The 12957-nt window shown below is 58.5% G+C and carries 13 protein-coding genes; 9 read left to right on the top strand and 4 right to left on the bottom strand.

What is annotated here, in order from left to right; translation table 11 throughout:
• Position 1 precedes the first annotated feature (1 nt).
• Positions 2-895, top strand: a complete 894-nt coding sequence (locus LRS06_RS04415) for a rhomboid family intramembrane serine protease (RefSeq protein WP_257870369.1) — start codon at positions 2-4, stop codon at positions 893-895.
• 80 nt (positions 896-975) lie between these two features.
• Here LRS06_RS04415 and LRS06_RS04410 read toward each other — a convergent pair whose 3' ends face one another.
• The 4 genes from LRS06_RS04410 to tilS form a co-directional block, all read right to left on the bottom strand.
• Complete coding sequence (locus LRS06_RS04410; RefSeq protein WP_257870368.1) at positions 976-1692, bottom strand: DNA alkylation repair protein; 717 nt, start codon at positions 1690-1692, stop codon at positions 976-978.
• 2 nt (positions 1693-1694) lie between these two features.
• The gene (locus LRS06_RS04405; protein ID WP_257870367.1) at positions 1695-2327 is read right to left on the bottom strand and encodes a macro domain-containing protein; all 633 of its coding nucleotides are present in this window, start codon (positions 2325-2327) and stop codon (positions 1695-1697) included.
• Between the two features lie 103 nt (positions 2328-2430).
• Positions 2431-3369: a malate dehydrogenase gene (gene mdh, locus LRS06_RS04400; protein ID WP_257870366.1), complete on the bottom strand. Its 939-nt coding sequence runs from the start codon at positions 3367-3369 to the stop codon at positions 2431-2433.
• Between the two features lie 85 nt (positions 3370-3454).
• On the bottom strand, positions 3455-4783 hold the full coding sequence (gene tilS, locus LRS06_RS04395) for a tRNA lysidine(34) synthetase TilS (RefSeq protein ID WP_257870365.1): 1329 nt from the start codon (positions 4781-4783) through the stop codon (positions 3455-3457).
• 303 nt (positions 4784-5086) lie between these two features.
• Here tilS and LRS06_RS04390 point away from each other — a divergent pair, with 303 nt between their 5' ends.
• The 8 genes from LRS06_RS04390 to recN all read left to right on the top strand — a co-directional run bounded on the left by LRS06_RS04390 (position 5087) and on the right by recN (position 12956).
• The gene (locus tag LRS06_RS04390; protein ID WP_257870364.1) at positions 5087-6799 is read left to right on the top strand and encodes an OstA-like protein; all 1713 of its coding nucleotides are present in this window, start codon (positions 5087-5089) and stop codon (positions 6797-6799) included.
• 54 nt (positions 6800-6853) lie between these two features.
• On the top strand, positions 6854-7687 hold the full coding sequence (locus LRS06_RS04385; protein ID WP_257870363.1) for an outer membrane protein assembly factor BamD: 834 nt from the start codon (positions 6854-6856) through the stop codon (positions 7685-7687).
• Positions 7688-7804: 117 nt separating this feature from the next.
• Positions 7805-8137 (top strand): DNA-directed RNA polymerase subunit omega, encoded by a 333-nt coding sequence (locus LRS06_RS04380; protein WP_196953301.1) that lies wholly within the window; start codon positions 7805-7807, stop codon positions 8135-8137.
• A 26-nt stretch (positions 8138-8163) separates the two neighbouring features.
• Entirely contained in the window at positions 8164-8718 is a 555-nt protein-coding gene (locus LRS06_RS04375) for a flavoprotein (RefSeq protein WP_308239867.1), read from the top strand.
• A 50-nt stretch (positions 8719-8768) separates the two neighbouring features.
• Positions 8769-9452 carry a hypothetical protein gene (locus LRS06_RS04370; RefSeq protein ID WP_257870362.1) on the top strand — a complete coding sequence of 228 codons (684 nt, stop codon included), beginning with the start codon at positions 8769-8771 and terminating at the stop codon, positions 9450-9452.
• 104 nt (positions 9453-9556) lie between these two features.
• Entirely contained in the window at positions 9557-10207 is a 651-nt protein-coding gene (locus LRS06_RS04365) for a phosphopantothenoylcysteine decarboxylase (protein WP_257870361.1), read from the top strand.
• Positions 10200-11114, top strand: coding sequence for a DUF4835 family protein (locus LRS06_RS04360; protein WP_257870360.1), 915 nt, complete (start codon positions 10200-10202; stop codon positions 11112-11114). The genes LRS06_RS04365 and LRS06_RS04360 overlap by 8 nt, the downstream gene beginning before the upstream one ends.
• Before the next feature lie 168 nt (positions 11115-11282).
• Complete coding sequence (recN, locus tag LRS06_RS04355) at positions 11283-12956, top strand: DNA repair protein RecN (RefSeq protein WP_257870359.1); 1674 nt, start codon at positions 11283-11285, stop codon at positions 12954-12956.
• Position 12957: the final 1 nt, after the last annotated feature.

The raw sequence follows: 12957 nt of genomic DNA, 5'->3' as shown, positions 1-12957 counted from the left end.
CATGAGTATAGTTCAAGACATCCGCACCGCGTTCAGCCGCCGCGACAATGCGCTCAATCAGCTGCTGCTGATTAATGTGCTGGTTTTCGTTTTCCTGGTGCTGGTGAAGGCTATTCTGTGGCTTTCCGGCTTCCAGGGGTACTTCGGGAATGTGCTGCGGCAATTCGTGCTGCCCTCCGACCTGCCCTCCCTGGTGCGCCATCCGTGGACGGTGCTTTCCTACGCTTTCACCCACGAAGGCTTTTTCCACATTCTGTTCAACCTGCTCAATCTGTACTGGTTTGGGGCGCTGGTTCGCGAATACCTCGGCGACCGGCGGCTGGTAAGCTTGTATATCCTTGGTGGACTGGTTGGTGGGCTGGTGTTTGTGCTGGCGTTCAACCTGCTGCCCACACTGCGGCCCTATGCCGTGGCGGGTACGCCATTGCTGGGCGCCTCGGCAGCCGTGACGGCAATTGTCATGGGTGCGGCCACGCTGCTGCCGGAGTACACGTTCAGTTTGATTCTGGTGGGGCCGGTGCGCATCAAGTACATAGCGGCCTTCACTATCCTGATTTCGGTTATTGCCATCAACCAGGGCAACCCAGGTGGGGGCATTGCCCACATCGGCGGAGCCATTCTCGGATACTTCTTCATCAAGCAGCTCCAGCGTGGCCGTGACCTGGGCCGCCCCGTGCAGGCCGTCGGCGACTGGGTAGGCCGCCTGGTAACGGGCCGCCCCAACCTGCGCGTGACGCACCGCAGCCGCCCTGCCGAGCCGGCTGCCAAAGCCACTGGCCCCCGCAAACCCGCTCAGGACGAAATTGACCTGATTTTGGATAAGATTTCCCGCTCCGGCTACGAAAGCCTGTCGAAGGAAGAAAAGCAGAAGCTGTTCAAAGCCAGCCAGCAATAAAAACCACGTATTGAATGGATAAGCTGAACCAATAAAACGGATGAGCGCCTGGCTTTTCCGGCAAGGCCCACTAGCTTACGTTAGCGGGTCTTTTTTGTGGTCTGCAAGTGGTACTGGCGCCGCGCTGCTGGCAGCTTTTCGATGGCGTACCGCAGCATAGTGCGGGGCATTTGCGGGGCGTGGTCGGCCAGAAATTCTTCCAGGGCGTCCTCGTTGCGCTTGCCCACTTCCCGCAGCATCCAGCCCGTGGCTTTGTGAATCAGGTCGTGAGGGTAGGAGAGGAGCTGCTCGGCCAGGGCAAACGTGTCGGCAAACTGGCCCTGGCGAATGAAGGCCAGCGTGGAAACAATGCTCATGCGCTGGCTCCAGAGGTGGTTTTCCGCCGCCAGCTCGTATAGCGGCGCCCGGTCCTGCATAAGCAGGTAGCCGCCCACAATAGTTGGGCAGGTGATGTCGACCAAATCCCAGTTGTTGATGAACCCCCGGTTTTGCAGGTACCGCTCGTAGACGGCCTGCCTTCCAGCCGGGCCCGCCTTGGCAAACTGTAGCGTCCAGATGATCAGGCCCACGGAGCGGCAGTCGTGCCAGGGGTTCTGCACCAACTGCTCTACCTCTGCCATGGGCAGGCCGCGAAATTTCCGCGCCAGCTGCCGCTGCTGGGGCATGGGCAGCCCCAGAAACTGGTCGCCCTCGCCATACTGCCCCGGCCCGGTCTGGAAAAAGCGTGCTACCGCTACAGCTCGTGGAGGGTCGGCAAGGGAGTGAATGCGGGCCAACAGGTCGGCAGCAGTGGGCATGGCTAGGGAATAGGATATTTCAGGTCGCGCGGGTCGTGGGTGTAGAGGTAGGCATAATTGGAGCGCAGTTCCTCCCAGCCAGCTTTAGTAGCGTACTTCTCGTGCTGTACGTCTTCCCAGGCTATGCGCATCTGCCGGGCACACACAAACGGGCGCACTTGCCCTACGCCGGTGCCCAGCCCCGGAATGGCTATGGTCTGTACCTTTTCGGCCACTGGCTCACCCGTACTCAGCCGTCCGTAGCGCAGCAAAAGCAGGATGGCCTTCATGGCCTGGTACACGTTGGGCCCACGCGTGATGGTCATGGGCGTGCGCATAGTGGGCGCCGATATCAGATAGGGAAACAGGACGCTGCCGGTTTCAATGATTTCGGCCTGGCCCACCAGCAGCTCTCCGTAGTATTTCTCGCGAATAACACGCTGCAGGTCTTTCTCCAGGTGCCAGCCCAAATGCTTGGATATGGCGAAGTCGATGCCGCCGTTCATAAAACCGAAGGAGTTGGCGGGGCTGACAATGGCGTCAGCAGGGTGGTCGAAGATGGAAGCGTGGCGGACGGTGACCTGCGGGACATCAGCAAAAACTTGCTGCCAAGCGTCGGCTACTTCGGGATTGGTGTCAATAAGGTTTAGGTGCATGAAACGATTTTCGGCGGCAAGATACTGACTACCAAGCAGACCAGCGAACAAAAAAGGCCGCCCTGCACGAAGCAGAGCGGCCTTCTGAAAAGCAAGGATACGCTTAAGCCGAAGCCGTCATCTTATCCAGAGCCTCCATTACTTCTTTTACGTGGCCGCGCGAGGTTTCCAGCAGCGCCTTTTCCTCGTCATTGAGCTGCAGCTCAATAACTTTCTCGATGCCGTTTTTGCCCAGGATAACCGGAGCGCCCAAGTATACGCCGTCGATGCCATACTCGCCTTTCAGCTCGATGCACACGGGGAACACGCGGCGCTGGTCACGCACAATGGCTTCCACCATCTGAGCCGCAGCGGCGCCGGGCGCATACCAGGCCGAGGTGCCCATCAGCTTCACCAGCTCACCGCCACCTACGGCCGTGCGCTGCACAATGGCGTCCAGCTCAGCTTTGCCGATGAGCTCGGTTACGGGGATTCCGCCTACGGTGGTGTAGCGGGGCAGGGGCACCATGGTGTCGCCGTGGCCACCCATCAGTACGGCCTGAATGTCTTTGGGGCTCACGTTCAGGGCCTCGGCCAGGAAAGCGCGGTAGCGGGCCGTATCCAAGATGCCGGCCATGCCAAACACCTTTTCGCGGGGCAGGCCCGAGGTGAGGTGCGCCTGGTAGGTCATCACGTCCAGCGGGTTCGATACCACGATGATGATGGCGTTGGGCGAGTATTTCACCACCTGCTCCGTCACCGACTTCACGATGCCGGCATTCACCGAAATCAGGTCGTCGCGGCTCATGCCGGGCTTGCGGGGCAGGCCCGAGGTAATAACTACCACGTCGGAACCGGCGGTGCGGGCGTAGTCGTTGGTGACGCCCACGGTGCGGGAGTCGTAGCCAATGATGGGGGCTTTCTGCCAGATGTCAAGCGCTTTGCCTTCGGCAATGCCTTCCTTGATGTCAACGAGGATGATTTCGTTGGCAATTTCGCGGGTGGCCAGTACATCGGCGCAGGTTGCGCCTACGTTGCCGGCTCCAACTACGGTAACTTTCATCAGTGGATGGAATTGGGGTGAACGTGTGGGTTGGGCGTAAAGCTAAGCCATAGACGCGAAACTATTCCTGTCATTGCGCGGCGGTTTACATCCGTTTCACCACCAGCACCCGCGCGGTTTCTTCCGTTACCTTAAACCGGTCATCGGGGCGGAAACCGATAACCCAGGCAATTTTGCCGTCGGCGGAGCAGAGCACCTGCACGTTTTCTTTGAGGTTGAGCGGTATCTTCTGGTCGATAAGGAAGTCGGAGAGCTTCTTCTTGCCTTTCATGCCAATCGGCATAAACCAGTCGCCTTCCTGCCAGGCGCGCACCGTGAGCGGAAACTTGAGCACGTCGGCATCCAGGGCGGCTACGGCTTTGCCTTTGGGCACCTCGTAGCCCTCAATTAGCTCGTGCAGCTCGGTGCGCAAGTGGAGTCCGTCGATTTTGAGGGCCTCCTGTCCGGCCTGCAACTGGTGCGTGCCGAATTTCTGGAGCTTGCGCGGCGTAATCACTAGCTGGTCGCGGTCCTTCACCAGCTGGTGAGTGGGCGAGTCGAAGCGGCGGCCCGGCTCGGCCCCGAAGCTCTGCACAATGTCTTTGGTAACCAGGTAGGAGAAGCCGTAGGGCCGCAACAGCTCGTGGAGCACTACGGCAGTAGCGGCGGTTTTCTGCAGCAGCCGAATGTCGAGGTAAGTAGCTTCGGGTTCGGTGCGCTGGGCCTGGGCGGCGGTTTCTTCCACGTAGCGGCGCACGATTTCCTCGGCCGCGCCCACCCGCTCAGCCGTCACGCTCATGGTGTGGTCCAGGTTGGGGTTGATGTCGCGCAGCACGGGCAGTACCTCCAGGCGCAGGCGGTTGCGCTGGTATACGGGCGAGTCGTTGCTGGCATCTTCGCGCCAGATCAGGTGGTTTTCCACCACGTAGTCGTAGAGGTCGGGCTTGCTCACGGCCAGCAGGGGGCGCACCAAGTGGCCGCTTTTGGGCCGGATGCCGTGCAAACCCGCCAGGCCGGTGCCGTGGGTGAGGTTAAGCAGCATGGTTTCGGCCGTGTCGCGCTGGTGGTGGGCGGTGGCAATGGCCGCGTAGCCCTGCTGCTGCCGGATCCGCTCAAACCACTCGTAGCGCAGGGCACGGGCGGCCATCTGGGTAGAAATACCTTCCTGCTCGGCAAACTTCTTAGTCTGGAAAAACTCCACGAAGTACGGCACCTCGTACTGCTTGGCCAGCTTGCGCACAAACTGCTCGTCGGCATCGGCCTCTTCGCCGCGCAGCCCGAAGTGGCAGTGTGCCACCCCGAACGGCACACCCAAGCGGTGTAGCACGTCGGCCAGTACCACCGAGTCGAGCCCCCCGCTGACGGCTACCAGCAGCTGGTCGGTAGGGGAGAAGAGGGCGTTTTGATCTATAAACTGTTGAATCCGGTCGAGCATGGGGCGGGGAGTGAGAAGCTAAGAGCTATAAGTTAGTTCCCCTCCTTTTTCAAGGAGGGGTGCCCAGAGGGCGGGGTGGTCAGACTAGAGTTAAAAAATCAGAGCTGGTTAGTCGTTCGGGCGGCTGGCTAGCTTTAGTAAACCACCCCGGCCTCCGGCCACCCCTCCTTGAGAAAGGAGGGGAACTAAAAACTCCTGGCTTCTAACTCCTAATTATTAGCTCCCAGCCGTTATTTCTTCCAAAAAGGCACTAGCCTGCAAAGATGGGCGTTACCGCTGGGCCTTCCGTACCTTTGCGCTTAAATGTCATTTCCCAAGTCGATTTTTCTTCTGCTTTTGTTGCTGCTGCCAGTTCTGGGCTGGGCTCAGCAGCGCCCCGCCGCCAAGCCTGCAACCCAGCCCACCCCACCCAAAGGCCAGCGGGTGGAACTGCTGCCCGGCACTCAGGAGCTGATTGGCGGCACCTTCAACGGGGTTGAAATCCGCAAGCTGATCGGCAATGTGAGCTTCAAACAGGGTGACACCTTTATGTACTGCGACTCGGCCTACCAGTACACGGACCGCAACTCCATTGAGGCGTTCAGCAACGTGCGCATCGTGCAGAACGACACGCTCACCATCACCGGCGACCGGGCCACCTACGACGGTGACGCCCGCACGGCCCGCATGACGGGTAACGTGGTGATGCGCGACCCGCGGATGACGCTCACCACGCCGGTGCTCGACTACGACCTGAACCGCAAGCTGGCCGTGTACAGCGGCGGCGGCCACCTCACCGACCCCGAAAACACCCTTGACAGTCGGCTGGGCTATTACAACACCGACACGAAGGTGTTCAGCTTCCGGCGCGACGTGCGGGTGCAAACCAAAGATTACCTCATCACCGGCGACACCCTGCAGTACAATACGGTATCGAAGGTGGTGTACTTCTTTGGGCCCACGCGCATCAAAGGCGCCCGCGGCACGCTCTACGCCGAAAACGGCAACTACAATTCCCGCACCCGGGTGTCTAACTTCGAGCGCAACGCCAAGATTGAAACCCCGGAGTACCTGCTGGGCGGCGACAAGCTGTTCTACGACGAGGCCCGCGAGTACGGCCTGGCTACCGGCCGCGTGTCGATGGTATCGAAAAAGGAAAACCTCACCATCCGGGGTGACGTGGGGCGCTACTGGCGCGGGCAGGGGCGGGCCAAGCTCTACGGCAGCGCCGTGATGCGCAACATTGCCGACCGTGATACGCTGTATCTGGCCGCCGATACGCTGGTGAGCGTGGAAAGCAAGGTGCCCAACAAGCCCGGCGGCATCATCTATGCCTACCCCAAGGTGCGCATCTTCCGCGCTGATCTGCAGGGGCGCTGCGACTCGCTCACCTACAACCGCGCTGACTCTGTCATCTACCTCAACACCCAGCCCGTGCTGTGGAGCGAGCAAAACCAGCTCACGGCCGACAGTATGGAGCTGCGGATGCGTCGGCAGAAAATTGACCAGATGCGCCTGTATGCCAACTCGTTCATCGTGGGCCAGGACACCTTGCTGAACTTCAATCAGGTGCGAGGACGCAACATGGTGGGCTACTTTCAGGCGGGCAAGCTGAAAAAAGTGGACGTGCTTGGCAACGCCGAGAGCCTCTACTATGCTCTTGAAGGCGACACTACGCTCACGGGCTTGAACAAAGCCGTAAGTGCCACCATGACGCTGCGCTTTTCGCCCGATAGTAAACTCCAGACCATCAGCTTCCAGACCAATCCCGATGCCAGCTTTATTCCGCCGCATGAGCTCAAGGATGAAGACCGACAGCTGAAAGGGTTTGTCTGGCGGGCCGCGGAGCGCCCTACCCGGGCCACCACGATGGGCAAGCACTTTGCGCCGCCGGCCAAGCCCAAGGCCAAACCGAAAGCCAAGCCCAAAACCACCAAGTCCCGCACGACCAAAGCCAAGCCCAAGGCCAAACCGGCGACGACGCCTAAAAAGCCCGCTGCTCCGGCAGCCAAGCCCGCTCCGGCGGCCCGGGGCTAGCCCAATCAGGCCGATTTGATTCGGCCCCTGTAATCCGTTACCTTTGCGCCCCTTATGCTTTTCCAACGACCTCTCGTATTTGTTCTGTTGCTCGGCACGCTGCTGCTGGGGGCTTGCAGCGGCTACCAAAAGCTGCTCAAGAGCGACGACGTGAACAAAAAGTACACCGCCGCTATTGAGTACTACGAGAAAGGCGACTATGCCCGGGCCGGTACCCTGCTGGAAGAGCTGATTCCGCTGCTGAAAGGCCGCCCTGAGGCGGAGAAGGCCGATTTCTACTTTGCCAACACCAACTTCCAGGGCGGCAACTACACGCTGAGCGCCTACTACTTCCAGCAGTTTGCCGAAACCTACAGCTCCTCGGCGCTGGTGGAGGAAGCCCGCTTCATGCACGCCAAGTCGTTGTTTCGGGACTCACCGGAGTTTGAGCTGGACCAGACCAATACCTACACGGCCATCGAGTCCATTCAGGACTTCCTGAACCAATACCCCGAAAGCAAGTTCCGGCCCGAAGCCGAGAATATGTCGACGGAGCTGCAAACCAAGCTTGAAAATAAGGCCTTCGAAAGCGCCCGGCTGTACTTTCAGCTGCGCTACAACCAAGCCGCTGTAGTGGCTTTTAATACGTTTCAGCAGCAGTTTCCGGCTTCGGCCTACAGCGAGCAGGCGGCGTATATGAAGCTCACGGCCCAGTACGAGTACGCCAAGGAAAGCGTGGAGGAAAAGCAGCGTGAGCGGTATTTAGAGGTGGTAGCCTTCTACCAGAACTTCATCGACAGCTTCCCGCAGAGCGCAACCCTGAAGACCGCCGAAACCATGTACAATGCGGCCCGCGCCGAAATTGCCAAGCTCAAACCGGCCGATGCCACTGCGGCAACGGCTAAATAATGGCTTGAATAGTTGAATGGTTATCTTGTTGAATGATTACATGGCTCGTATCTGCCAGCCATTCAACAAGAAAACCATTCAGCCATTTAGCCACTCAACAAGTCAACCCTTGATCTTATGAAAAGCCCGAACAACGTACCTGCTTCCATCGTGACGCGCAACATGTCGGATTTCACCCACGAAACCGGCAACGTGTACGAAAGCATTGCCATCATCTCCAAGCGCGCCAACCAGATTTCGGTGAAGCTGAAAGAGGAACTGAACGGCAAGCTGGCCGAGTTTGCTACCACCGTGGATAACCTGGAGGAAGTGTTCGAAAACCGCGAGCAGATCGAAATCAGCAAGCACTACGAGCGGCTGCCCAAGCCCACCAACCTGGCCGTAGAGGAGTTTCTGGAAGGCAAAATCCACTTCCGCACGCCGGCCGCTGAAGAGCCCGCCGCCGAATAGTTTCAGCTAGTTAAGCCCCGCCCCAGATGTCGTCGCTGCACGGTCGGAAGATTTTGCTGGGCGTGTGCGGGAGCATCGCCGCGTATAAGAGTGCCGCCCTGGTGCGGCTGCTCGTGAAGGCCGGAGCCGAGGTGCAGGTAATCCTGACTACCTCGGCTGCGGCCTTTATTACGCCCCTTACCCTGAGCACGCTCTCTAAAAAGCCGGTGCTCACGGGCTTTCTGAAAAGCGAGGCCACCGGGGAGTGGCACAACCACGTGGCCCTGGGCCTCTGGGCCGATGTTCTGCTGATTGCGCCCGTCTCAGCCAACACGCTGGCTCAGCTGGCCCACGGTCATTGCCCCTCGCTGCTGGCGGCCGTGTACCTCTCGGCCCGCTGCCCCGTGCTACTGGCCCCAGCTATGGACCTGGACATGTACCAGCACCCGGCCACCCAGGAAAACCTGCGCCTGCTGCGCTCCTATGGTAACTACATCTTCGACTCACCCGCTGGGGAACTAGCCAGCGGCCTCGAAGGCCCCGGCCGCATGCAGGAGCCGGAGCAGATTGTGGTGGAGTTGGAGAGGGTTTTCGGCCATTAAATCTTCTGAAAAAGATTTGTCTGAGTTAAAAATCTAAGATCTGCTATTCGATGAAAATCATTCTGACTGCCTGCCTGCTGGTAATGACAAATTATTGCTTTGGGCAATTTGCCGTTGTGCGTGACAAAGATGGCTACAGTAACGTAAGGAATGCAGACAGCAGCAGTAATATTATCGATAAATTGAACAACGGTCATTTTGTCTTTTTATTAGATACTGATGGTGATTGGGCGCAGATTAATTATGCTAAAAATAACGCAGAGCTTTCGGGTAAGATGTATCGTAACAGGTTAGTGTTAGTTTCATCTTACAAAAAAATACCTTTAACCGTTACGCAGAAGGATAAAGTAGTTCTAACAGACAGCAGTATTAAGGTAGTTGTTGCTAAGCAGAAATTTGATAAAGCTAAGCACAAGCTAACTTATTATAGTGATAATAAGGCGCAGATAAAGTTTGTCGATAACAGGCAGTATTGGGGACAGGATGGAGGAGTCCCATTGTATGAATACAAAGCAGTTGAAGTATATTATAAGACAAAGAAAATTGTTTTTCCGGCTGAAGCGCTGAAAAATGTATTTGAGCCAACGCTCTTTAATACCCAGGTAAATTATGACAAGCAGAATGATATATTATACCTGCAGTCATCGAATAGTGATGGTGCTGGCGGATATAATGTAATATGGAAAATAGAGAAGGGTATTTATAAGGGCCGGTATATAGCTTATGGTTTTTAAGTGGGAGTAACTTTCGCTAGACTGGCTTCAGCGTGGCGGCTGTCTATTAGTGGCTGTCTTTTATTTATCTGTGGTCTGACTTGAGGTCTTCACAAAACTCAACTATGCGCGTTCTTCTAACCGCCGGCCCTACCTACGAACCCTTGGACCCGGTGCGCTTCATCGGCAACCACAGCACCGGCAAAATGGGCTACGCACTGGCCGAAGCCTTTGCGGCCGCTGGCGCCGACGTGACGCTCATCAGCGGCCCCACCAACCTGCCTGACCCCACGCACCCGCGCATACGCACAATGCGCGTGCAAACGGCCGCCGAAATGTATGCCGCCGCCGCCACCGAGGCACCTATTGCCGACGTGTGGGTGTTTGCCGCCGCCGTGGCTGACTACCGGCCCGCCACCGTGGCTCCAGAGAAAATCAAGAAGTCCGGCGACACCCTTACGCTGGAGCTGGTGAAGAACGTGGACATTGCCGCCACGCTGGGAAAAACCAAGCGGCCCGAACAATTTTCGGTGGGTTTTGCGTTGGAGACCGAGCACGAAGAAGAACACGCTCTTGGCAAGCTGCGCCGCAAGAACTTCGACCTGGTGGTGCTGAACTCCCTGCGCGACGCCGGCGCCGGTTTCCAGCACGACACCAACAAAGTGACTTTGCTGGCCGCCGACGGGCAAAAGACTATCTTCGGGCTGAAACCCAAAGCCGCCGTGGCCCACGACATCGTGCAGGCCGTGCTGACCCGAATTTCGCCCCATGAGTAAGTTTCTGCTGGTTTGTTTGCTGAGTTTCCTGAGTGCGCTGCCCCAGCTGGCCGCGGCCCAGGAGCTGAACTGCGAGGTCACCGTCAACACCGAAAACGTGAACATTGCCGACCGGCAGTTGGTCACGCAGATGCAGAAGGACATTACCCAGTTCCTGAACACGCGCCGCTGGACCAACGAAACCTACCGGCCCGAGGAGCGCATCCGCTGCAAGCTCTACATCGGCATCAACAGCGTGCCGCAGGCGGGCACCTACCAGGCCACGGCCGTGCTGGTGAGCACACGCCCCGTGTATGGCACCAGCTACGAAACCAACGTTTTCTCGTTTTCCGATAAGGGGTGGGTGTTCAACTACTCGCCCCAGAACCCGCTCGACTACTCCGAAACGTCGTTTACTTCCAACCTGTCGTCCCTGCTGAGCTTCTACGCTTACCTGATGATCGGGCTGGACCACGACACGTTTGCGCCCATGGGTGGCTCGCCTTACTACGATCTGGCCCAGCGCATCGTGAACAACGCGGCCAGCCAGACCCTGGAAAACGACAAGGGCTGGAAGGATGGCGAGTCGCGCAACCGCTACTGGCTGCTCAACAACCTGCAGGACCCGCAGCTGAAAGACTGCCGCTCGGCGCTTTATGCCTATTACCGCCAGGGCCTGGATATCTTCGTGGAAAAGCCCAACGACGCCCGCGCCAGCATCCAGACGGGGTTGGCGGGCATTCAGCAGGCGGCCGTACGGCGGCCCGGTACGCTTATCGTGCGCGCCTTCTTCGAGTCGAAAGCCGATGAAATTGCCAACGTGTTCCGGACCAGCCCCGAGCAAAGCCAGAAAGAAGCCGTGGTGACCATGCTCAACGAAGTAGACCCCACCAACGCCGCCAAGTACCAGACCATTCTGAAGCGGTAGGAAAGAATCAGGCCCGAAACGAAGGTTAAATACACTTCTCTAAAATAAAAAATTTAGCAACTCACTAATTGAGTTAGTAGATTTGTGATTAGCAGGCCGTACTCGGGCGAGTTATCGGCCAATTGTAAGGTGCTAATCACGGGTCAGGAGCCCGTTTATGCGCGGATTATGCTCGTTGACCTCCGAATTCAGAACTACGCTCTTATTGAGCAGCTTGAGCTGCGGCCCTCGGCCCTGCTCAACATTATTACCGGCGAAACCGGCGCCGGTAAGTCCATCATGCTGGGCGCCATTGGATTGCTGCTCGGCAACCGGGCCGATTCCAAGCTGCTGTTCAACACCGCGCACAAGTGCGTGATTGAGGGCCAGTTTGATATTTCCGGCTACCAGCTCCAGGATATTTTCGAGTCGGAAGACCTGGACTACGACGCGCAGTGCATCCTGCGCCGCGAAATCAGCCCGGCCGGCAAGTCGCGCGCGTTCATCAATGACACGCCCGTAACGCTGGAAACGCTGCGCACCATCGGGGCCAACCTGATGGACATCCATTCCCAGCACGACACGCTCCTGCTCGGCGACGCGGTATTCCAGCTCAACCTGCTCGACCTCTACGCCAATCTGGTGCCTACCCGTGCCCAGTACGGCAGCAGCTACCGCCAATACCGCAAGCTGGAAGCCGATCTGAAAACGCTGGAAGGTCAGGTAGCGCAGGCCAATAAGGAGCTGGATTACCACAGCTTCCTGCTCAGTGAGCTGGAAGACGCCCGCCTTGATGGCGAGGACCAGGAAGCCTTGGAGCAGGAAATCAAGCAGCTGGAGCACGCCGAGGAAATCAAATTCAAGCTGACGCACGCGCTGCAGGCGTTGTCGGAAGGTGAGTATTGCGCCACGGGCAGCCTCAAGGAAGCCAGTCAGCTGCTGGGGCAGGTGGCGGGGTTTGCCAGTGGCCTGCGCGAGCTGAAAGAGCGCCTCGACTCCTGCCTGATTGAGCTGCGTGACATTGCCGGTGAGGTGGAAGACACGGAGCGGCGCACCGAGGGCGACCCTATTCGCATTGATGAGCTGCAGAGCCGACTGAACGTGCTCTACAACCTGCAGCGCAAGCACCAGGTGCGCGACGTGGACGGGCTGCTGCTGGTGCGCGACGAGCTGCGCCGCAAAGTCAGCTCAGTGCTGAACCTGGACAAGGAAATTGCCCGCCTGCGCAAAGATACCGATGGCGCCCTGGCCACCGTGACGCGCCAGGCCGCCAAGCTTTCCGAAGCGCGGCAAAAGTCCTTCCCGAAGTTTGAGCGGGAGCTGGCTTTGCTGCTGGTGGAGCTGGGCATGCCGCACTCGCGCATTGTAGTGCAGCACAGCGCTGGTCAGCCCGCTGCCAGCGGCATCGACGTGGTGAGCATCCTGTTTACGGCCAACAAAGGCGCCCAGCCCCAGACGCTGAGCAAAGCCGCTTCGGGCGGGGAATTCTCGCGCCTGATGCTGTGCATCAAGTACATGCTGGCCGACAAGACGGCCCTGCCGACGATAGTGTTCGATGAAATTGATACCGGCATCAGCGGGGAAATTGCGGTAAAAGTGGGCCGCATGATGCAGCAGATGGCCCAAAAGCACCAGCTCATTGCCATTTCGCACCTGCCCCAGATGGCCGCCGCCGGCGACGCGCACTACTTCGTGTACAAGGAAGACCGCGCCGACCGCACCGTGAGCCGCATCCGGCTGCTGAGCCTGGATGAGCGCATCAAGGAAATTGCCCAGATGATTTCCGGCGCCAACCCCAGCCAGCACGCCTATCAAAGTGCCCGCGAGCTGCTGGCCATGCGCGGCGAGGAGCTGGTGGGCTAGC

It is taken from the genome of Hymenobacter sp. J193, from assembly GCF_024700075.1.
In the GTDB taxonomy this organism is placed as follows: domain Bacteria; phylum Bacteroidota; class Bacteroidia; order Cytophagales; family Hymenobacteraceae; genus Hymenobacter.
This window is presented reverse-complemented; position numbering and strand designations above follow the sequence as displayed.

Excerpts from the sequence above, each read along its gene's own strand:
- LRS06_RS04415 (WP_257870369.1), top strand. The coding sequence starts at position 2 with ATGAGTATAGTTCAAGACATCCGCACCGCGTTCAGCCGCCGCGACAAT.
- LRS06_RS04410 (WP_257870368.1), bottom strand. The coding sequence starts at position 1,692 with ATGCCCACTGCTGCCGACCTGTTGGCCCGCATTCACTCCCTTGCCGAC.
- LRS06_RS04405 (WP_257870367.1), bottom strand. The coding sequence starts at position 2,327 with ATGCACCTAAACCTTATTGACACCAATCCCGAAGTAGCCGACGCTTGG.
- mdh (WP_257870366.1), bottom strand. The coding sequence starts at position 3,369 with ATGAAAGTTACCGTAGTTGGAGCCGGCAACGTAGGCGCAACCTGCGCC.
- tilS (WP_257870365.1), bottom strand. The coding sequence starts at position 4,783 with ATGCTCGACCGGATTCAACAGTTTATAGATCAAAACGCCCTCTTCTCC.
- LRS06_RS04390 (WP_257870364.1), top strand. The coding sequence starts at position 5,087 with ATGTCATTTCCCAAGTCGATTTTTCTTCTGCTTTTGTTGCTGCTGCCA.
- LRS06_RS04385 (WP_257870363.1), top strand. The coding sequence starts at position 6,854 with ATGCTTTTCCAACGACCTCTCGTATTTGTTCTGTTGCTCGGCACGCTG.
- LRS06_RS04380 (WP_196953301.1), top strand. The coding sequence starts at position 7,805 with ATGAAAAGCCCGAACAACGTACCTGCTTCCATCGTGACGCGCAACATG.
- LRS06_RS04375 (WP_308239867.1), top strand. The coding sequence starts at position 8,164 with ATGTCGTCGCTGCACGGTCGGAAGATTTTGCTGGGCGTGTGCGGGAGC.
- LRS06_RS04370 (WP_257870362.1), top strand. The coding sequence starts at position 8,769 with ATGAAAATCATTCTGACTGCCTGCCTGCTGGTAATGACAAATTATTGC.
- LRS06_RS04365 (WP_257870361.1), top strand. The coding sequence starts at position 9,557 with ATGCGCGTTCTTCTAACCGCCGGCCCTACCTACGAACCCTTGGACCCG.
- LRS06_RS04360 (WP_257870360.1), top strand. The coding sequence starts at position 10,200 with ATGAGTAAGTTTCTGCTGGTTTGTTTGCTGAGTTTCCTGAGTGCGCTG.
- recN (WP_257870359.1), top strand. The coding sequence starts at position 11,283 with ATGCTCGTTGACCTCCGAATTCAGAACTACGCTCTTATTGAGCAGCTT.